Annotated in this window: 6 protein-coding genes; 2 read left to right on the top strand and 4 right to left on the bottom strand. The window is 42.6% G+C overall.

All coding sequences use genetic code 11. From position 1 onward, the window contains the following. Window positions 1–466: 466 nt before the first annotated feature. The 3 genes from AC5JMK_RS11355 to AC5JMK_RS11345 all read right to left on the bottom strand — a co-directional run bounded on the left by AC5JMK_RS11355 (window position 467) and on the right by AC5JMK_RS11345 (window position 4,553). Entirely contained in the window at window positions 467–2,053 is a 1,587-nt protein-coding gene (locus AC5JMK_RS11355) for an MFS transporter (protein ID WP_495910110.1), read from the bottom strand. A gap of 97 nt (window positions 2,054–2,150) precedes the next feature. Beyond that, complete coding sequence (locus AC5JMK_RS11350; RefSeq protein ID WP_096675965.1) at window positions 2,151–3,695, bottom strand: mercuric reductase; 1,545 nt, start codon at window positions 3,693–3,695, stop codon at window positions 2,151–2,153. A 90-nt stretch (window positions 3,696–3,785) separates the two neighbouring features. Further along, complete coding sequence (locus tag AC5JMK_RS11345) at window positions 3,786–4,553, bottom strand: TVP38/TMEM64 family protein (RefSeq protein WP_096675964.1); 768 nt, start codon at window positions 4,551–4,553, stop codon at window positions 3,786–3,788. A gap of 106 nt (window positions 4,554–4,659) precedes the next feature. Between AC5JMK_RS11345 and AC5JMK_RS11340 the strand changes: the two genes are divergently transcribed. Further along, window positions 4,660–4,815, top strand: coding sequence for a hypothetical protein (locus tag AC5JMK_RS11340; RefSeq protein ID WP_495910109.1), 156 nt, complete (start codon window positions 4,660–4,662; stop codon window positions 4,813–4,815). Window positions 4,816–4,940: 125 nt separating this feature from the next. On the opposite strand, the gene AC5JMK_RS11335 is transcribed toward AC5JMK_RS11340, so the two are convergent. Continuing rightward, window positions 4,941–5,336, bottom strand: coding sequence for a CU044_2847 family protein (locus tag AC5JMK_RS11335; RefSeq protein ID WP_495910108.1), 396 nt, complete (start codon window positions 5,334–5,336; stop codon window positions 4,941–4,943). Between the two features lie 121 nt (window positions 5,337–5,457). Here AC5JMK_RS11335 and AC5JMK_RS11330 point away from each other — a divergent pair, with 121 nt between their 5' ends. Continuing rightward, on the top strand, window positions 5,458–6,603 hold the full coding sequence (locus AC5JMK_RS11330; RefSeq protein WP_495910107.1) for an nSTAND1 domain-containing NTPase: 1,146 nt from the start codon (window positions 5,458–5,460) through the stop codon (window positions 6,601–6,603). The last annotated feature ends 42 nt before the right edge of the window (window positions 6,604–6,645 follow it).

Raw genomic sequence — 6,645 nt, 5'->3', positions numbered from 1 at the left:
CATCCATAGAGAACATTAAAGCGTTTGTTCAATACGTTTCAACGTTGCTTATTAATGAGAACCCATTAACCACAAACGTGAGAGCGATGCTGCAAAGCAGCCGCTACGCGATCGCAAATAACACATAAGGGACAGTTGCACAGCGACGCATCTCATCCTTTAGTGGAAGTTTAAAATCCCCGTAGACTGGAAGTCTGGGGCTAGACAAACTAAGTCCGCCTGCGCGGACTATAGCACTTCTGACTCGATTGCAATACAGTCGGAACCCCACCCCGGCTTTGCTGACGCAAAACCTCCCCTAAGCGCGTGCGCTTAGGGGATTAAGGGGTGGGGTTGGGGTACGTATTGGACACAACCGAGAACTACTATAATTGCAGCCTGCGTAGGCAGGCTATGTTCGTGTAGCTGCGACTTCTAGTCGCCGGGTATTTTTCAAAAAATTGGGATGCTCCCAGTTGAGATGCGTTCAAATCTCGTCCATCTGCTTTTTGTTTTTCCCAATCATCACCAAAGCAACGATCGCACTTGCGCTTGCCAACACCACAGCAATAAACATCACTAAGCGAAAGCTATCCACAAACGCCCAAGCGATCGCATCTTTTAATTTTGCATTTATTTCAGTACTCACACCCGCAGGTATTTCCGCACCCGCTAGCTTGACACGTTCGTTATCCAAGAGTTTTTGCACTTCGGGCGATATACCTAAAGCCGTCATTTGCTGATTAAGACTGCGATTGAAAGTATTGAAGACAAATATGTTAAATACTGCGATCGCTAATAACCCAGCCGTACGCGCAACAGCATTGTTAATCCCGGAAGCAATACCAGCTTGGCGTTGCTTGACTGCACCCATAACGGTTGTTGTCAAGGGGGCAACGCTAATTGCCATACCCAAACCTAATACCAGTATGGCAGGGAAAAAGGTTGTCCAGTAATTACTGTTAATTCCTGGAGTAGCAAATAAAGCAAACCCCAAAGCGGCTATTACCGGGCCAATTGTTAACGGAAGCTTGGCACCGTAGCGACTCACCAATCCTCCAGACCAGCGCGAAAGAAAAAACATGATTAAAATAAATGGCAAGAATACCGCACCAGCAGCCGTAGCTGAGTAGCCTTGCACTTGAATTAAATTGAACGGAACAAAGTAAAATACTCCACCTAAAGCCGAGTAAAGCAGCAATGTGAGCAAATTTGCACCGCTAAAGGTACGTGATTTAAATAAAGATAAGGGCATCATGGGAGTGCGTCTATTGGCTTCGACAAAAATAAACGCACTCAGAATTAGTACGCCACCTACTAAGCAGCTCAGAACTAGGGGATGAAATAATCCCAGATGAGATGATTCGATGAGTCCATATACTATTACCCCTAAACCAAAGGTTACTAAAGCTGCTCCCCACCAATCCAGTCTTGCTGACTCTTCATCGCGGCTTTCTGGCACGCGCCAAAACAAAATACCGAGTACGATCGCAGCTAGTGGCACATTGAGAAAAAATATCCAGCGCCAAGAAGAATTTTCAACTAACCAACCACCCAAAACTGGGCCAAGTGCTGAGGTAATGGCTGTCAAACCTGACCAAGTACCAATTGCTTGTCCGCGTTGTGCTTCATTAAACGAGGCGCTGATTATTGCTAAACTTCCTGGAACTAACAATGCACCACCAATTCCCTGAACAGCCCTGGCAATAATTAGCTGATTCACATTTGGCGACAAACCGCACCAAATCGAGGCTAAGGCAAATAGTCCAATACCATAAGCAAAGATCAGTCTTCGCCCAAAGCGATCGCCTAATGATCCACCAACCAAGATTAAGGCAGCAAGAAACAAAGCATAGGATTCAACAATCCACTGCACATCAGTAGTGGTGGCGTTTAACTGTGATTGCAATACCGGAAGTGCCACATTGACGACAGTACCATCAATCATTGCCATGCTTGAACCGAGAATTGTTGCCGCTAGTACCCACCTGCCAACATTCCTGGAACAAGGAGCAGTGCATGGTGCTGAACGAATCACTCCTTCATCGCATGGCTGTTTAATGATGTTAGCCATCTTAAGCTATAAAAAACACTATTCCCAAATTGTACCGACACTTATGATACATTTGAGCGATAAATTTATTACTCAGCCGAGGTTGGCGATCGCACTGTCAAAACTTCGTCAACAATCCCAAAAAGCGCTTAGTATTTGGTGTCAACAGTGTCCGTCGATAAGCATCCGCCGCTTTCTTAATCCCTTCTGCTTGTGTCGGGTAAGGATGAATGACGCTACTCATTTTACTCAAACCAATTTTATTCACAATTGCTGTGGTGACTTCGGAAATCATTTCACCTCCATGACGGGCGACAATAGTTGCACCGATAATTTGATCTGATCCTTTTTTGTGGAGGATTTTAACAAAACCATCTTCTTCACCATCTGCGATCGCTCGATCTACACTACTAAAAGGTATCTTGATCGTATTTACATCAATGCCTTTTTCCTGGGCTTGTTGTTCATACATCCCCACATGGGCAATTTCTGGATCAGTATACGTTACCCACGGCATGACTAAATTACTAAGTTTATAACGTCCCAAACCAAAGGGAGAAAATAAAGTATTCTTAATGACTATCCGCGCCGCTGCATCCGCAGCATGAGTAAATTTCCAATCCATGCAGATATCACCAGCAGCATAAATCTTGGGGTTGGTGGTTTGCAAATAATCATTCACCATTACACCCCGTTGCTGATCATATTCCACGCCTACAGTTTCTAAATTCAAACCTTCTACATTCGGAACACGCCCCGCACCTGCTAAAATTTCATCTACTGTCACACAATCTTCTTGACCATCACAGCTAAAATAAAGCTTCTTGCCTTCACCAGTTTTTTCCACTCGCTGCATTTGGCAATTTAAAACCAAACGAATTCCTTCTTTAATAAAAACATTTTGGACAATTTCGGCAGCATCAGCATCTTCTTTATTAAGAATATGGGAACCGCGATGGAAAAGCACAACTTCACAACCCAAGCGTCGGAATGCTTGTGCCAATTCGCAACCAATCGGCCCACCACCAATTACCGCCAAACGTCGTGGTCTTTGGGTGAGAGAAAAAACTGTCTCGTTAGTTAAATAACCTGCTTCTTCAATTCCTAGAATCGAAAGACGCGCCGCCCTTGCACCTGTAGCAATTACAGCTTTTTTAAAGTTGAGAGTTTTGTCACCAACCACTACAGTATTATTATTAGAAAAACTAGCGCTACCCAAAAAGACATCAACTCCCAGCTTTTGAAAACGTTCCGCCGAGTCGTGATGGCTAATACCAGCACGCAGCTTTCGCATTCTTTCCATCACTGCGGGAAAATCCACATCGATGTGTTGGGGAATGTTAACTCCAAAGTTTCTCGCCTTCCACATCTCACCCACAACTCGCGCCGACCGAATTACACACTTTGATGGTACGCAACCCACATTCAAGCAATCTCCACCCATGAGATGTTTTTCAATCAACGCCACCTTCAAACCTAAACCCAAACCCGCCGCACCCGCAGCCACCACCAATCCCGCCGTACCCGCACCAATCACAACCAAGTCATAACAATCAGCAGGCTTGGGATTCATCCAATCAGGTGGATGCACGTAGGAAACAAGCCTTTGATTATACTCATCTAATGGGCGAATTATGACTTTTTGAAATTCAGAATTAGACATTTCTATAACCTCTTTAAGTGCGCCTAAGAAAGTTCTTTTGTGGACTCTTCAGAAATCCCCGCGTATGCGCGACCGGGGAAGCTTAAATTCCTACAAAACCTCCTGTTCAAGGGCTTTTCTCGCAATCCGGGTAACATAAATTGTGACTGCAACTGTGGCAATAAAACCTATAATCCTAATTGCCCATTGCACTGTCGGGTTAGTTGGTTGAGTTTGTGTACCGATCATGGCAAGATTTCCGGCTAGGGAACCAATGTAAACATACATAATTGTTCCAGGGATCATGCCTACAGAACCAATAAAGTAGTCTTTGAGGGAAACGTCGGTGACACCGAAGGCATAGTTTAATAAATTAAAAGGAAATATGGGGGAAAGTCGGGTTAATAGAACTATTTTGAGTCCTTCTCTACCGACCGCGTGGTCAATGGCGGCAAATTTTTTGTTATCTGCGATTTTTTTAGCTACCCAGTTTCTGGCTAGGTAACGTCCAACTAGGAAAGCAGCTGTTGCACCTAAAGTTGCACCAACAAATACGTAGATGGAACCCCAAATTACACCGAAGACGACGCCTGCACCTAAAGTAAGGATGGAACCTGGTAAAAAAGCGACTGTGGCGATGATGTAGAGAGCAATAAATGCGATCGCTCCTACTGTACCTAAACTATCTATCCACTGCAAGGCGTTTCGCAACCATTCTTGAGGATTAAATCCTGGACTTTTTACAGCTTCTTCTGCTAATGCAGAGTTTGTGTTTAGACAAAAAATAAAGATCAATACAAATAAGGTGAAAAAAGTTTGTTTGAAGAATTTATCCGATTTTTGGGATTTGAGTTTATTTGCTAAAGTTTGATTTTTCATGAGTGGTAAGTATTAATTAAGAAGTCATTTATAAGTAAATATTAAGGTAAGGATTCAGGTGGTGGGGTATTGACAAGTGTGAGATTGGAAGCAGAATATAGCAATTATGGAAAAAAACCTGCCACCAAAGCTAGACAGTGAAACCTTAAAACAGTTGGCGACAGAGCAACTGGTAGAGATTATCATTGAGCAGGCGAGCGCTATAGAGCAGTTAAAATCCAGAGTAATAGAACTAGAAATTATAACATCTCCAAAATACTAAGATTTTGTGGTAAAAGAACATCAAGTGAAGTTTTTTGACACAAAATATGAGTGACTCTAAAAGTGACACTTGCGTAAGTCCTAAAGTAAAATTCAGACAAAAGCGATCGCCCTAGTCTGAGAATACTACTGAGTGTTTTTTTGAGGCTGGTTAGAAAATGAACACTGTACAGTAACTTTGAGATTGCTTTCGGCTGTACCTTTAGTTATGTAGGGAATACCCGCTTCACCACCTACTTTAATTCCAAATTCAAGAGTGACTTTATCAATATCAGCGATCGCAATTCTTTTAAAAGCATTCAGTGTATAAACAGTGTAAGCCCGGATTGTGCCTTCTATGGCTTGGAAGTTTTGTACTACCTGTTTTTGAGCTGCATCAGGATTCCATCCTTTATCGATGAGGACTTCTTCTTCTCCCTCTGGGGAAACTTCGATACTAACTGGCGGAGCATCGACGTTATCTGTAGCTTCAATGTAAATTATCGTACCGTCTTCTAATTGGATAGGTGTGAGTTGAGGCATGAGATAAATATTGAATTAAAGAATTGTTTAAATGATGGCTACAATATTTTTCCGTAAAATACAGTAAATTTTCTGTAGAAACTAGAAATATTTTGGCACAACTATCATAGGACTTTGCAGGATGAGTCGAGATGCTTTAGTGGTGGGAATTAATATGTATGACCGCTTAAGATGTCTCAATGCGCCTGCTGCGGATGCAGAAGCAGTGGCTCAAATCTTACAACAATATGGGGATTTTCAAGTCACACGACGACTACCTGCCGTGAAGGATAAGGCAAACTATACAATTCGTGTAGGGCAGGAAAATAAAGTTAGTTTAACTAAGTTAGAAGAAGAGATCGTTCAATTATTTAAGCCAGATGGGAAGCCGCCAGATACAGCGCTGCTATATTTTTCTGGTCATGGGTTGCGAAAAAATGTCGGAATTCAGGAAGGCTTTTTAGCGACGAGTGAAGTTAATCCTGACGCTGGTAATTGGGGACTATCTCTACAATGGCTGCGGCGACTGCTGCAAGAAAGTGAAGTTAGACAACAAATTGTGATTTTGGATTGCTGCCATAGCGGAGAAGTGCTAAATTTTGCAGAGGCAGATCCAGGAGATAGAGGTAAAGGCAGAGATAGGTGTTTTATTGCTGCTTCTCGTTCCTTTGAAGTAGCCTATGAGGATATTAATAGCAAACACAGCGTTTTCACCGCCGCACTTCTTGCAGGTTTAGAACCAAAACAAGACCGTTGGGTGAGCAATTACACTTTAGTAGACTTTCTCAACCAAGCACATCACCCCTTTCCCCAGCGTCCGATTTTTGCAAACTCTGGTGAGGCAATTAATCTTACCCGCAAGTGGGACACATCTATTATCAACTCTACTGTAGTTAAATCAGCTATCTGTCCTTACAAAGGTTTGTCTTATTTTGATTGCATTGAGGAAGATGCCAAGTTATTTTATGGCAGAACAGCGTTAACAGACGAATTATTAGAAAAAGTGCGTTCTGGAAATTTCCTGGCTGTGTTGGGAGCCTCAGGAAGTGGTAAATCTAGTGTTGTCAGAGCGGGTTTGCTTTATCAATTAAAATTAGGACGCAGGTTATCGAATAGCGATACTTGGCTGTTGAAAGTTTTTCGACCAGGTGTTAATCCTTTGCAAAGTTTAGCACTGGCTTTTGTGGAGTTGGGTTTATCAGACGTTGAACGAGCCTCACAATTAGCTACAGCTGAAGACTTAATTAAAAAAGGAGCCGTTGGTTTAGAACAATTGATTACATGGTGATTCCTGAGTAGAAGTAAATAATAATACACATAAATATTCAGT

It is taken from the genome of Pelatocladus sp., from assembly GCF_059505505.1.
The sequence above is the reverse complement of the archived record's forward strand: the minus strand, read 5'-3'. Positions and strand labels throughout refer to the sequence as shown.

Bases quoted from the DNA above. Each gene is read 5' to 3' on its own strand.
- AC5JMK_RS11355 (WP_495910110.1), bottom strand. From the start codon at position 2,053: ATGGCTAACATCATTAAACAGCCATGCGATGAAGGAGTGATTCGTTCA.
- AC5JMK_RS11350 (WP_096675965.1), bottom strand. From the start codon at position 3,695: ATGTCTAATTCTGAATTTCAAAAAGTCATAATTCGCCCATTAGATGAG.
- AC5JMK_RS11345 (WP_096675964.1), bottom strand. From the start codon at position 4,553: ATGAAAAATCAAACTTTAGCAAATAAACTCAAATCCCAAAAATCGGAT.
- AC5JMK_RS11340 (WP_495910109.1), top strand. From the start codon at position 4,660: ATGGAAAAAAACCTGCCACCAAAGCTAGACAGTGAAACCTTAAAACAG.
- AC5JMK_RS11335 (WP_495910108.1), bottom strand. From the start codon at position 5,336: ATGCCTCAACTCACACCTATCCAATTAGAAGACGGTACGATAATTTAC.
- AC5JMK_RS11330 (WP_495910107.1), top strand. From the start codon at position 5,458: ATGAGTCGAGATGCTTTAGTGGTGGGAATTAATATGTATGACCGCTTA.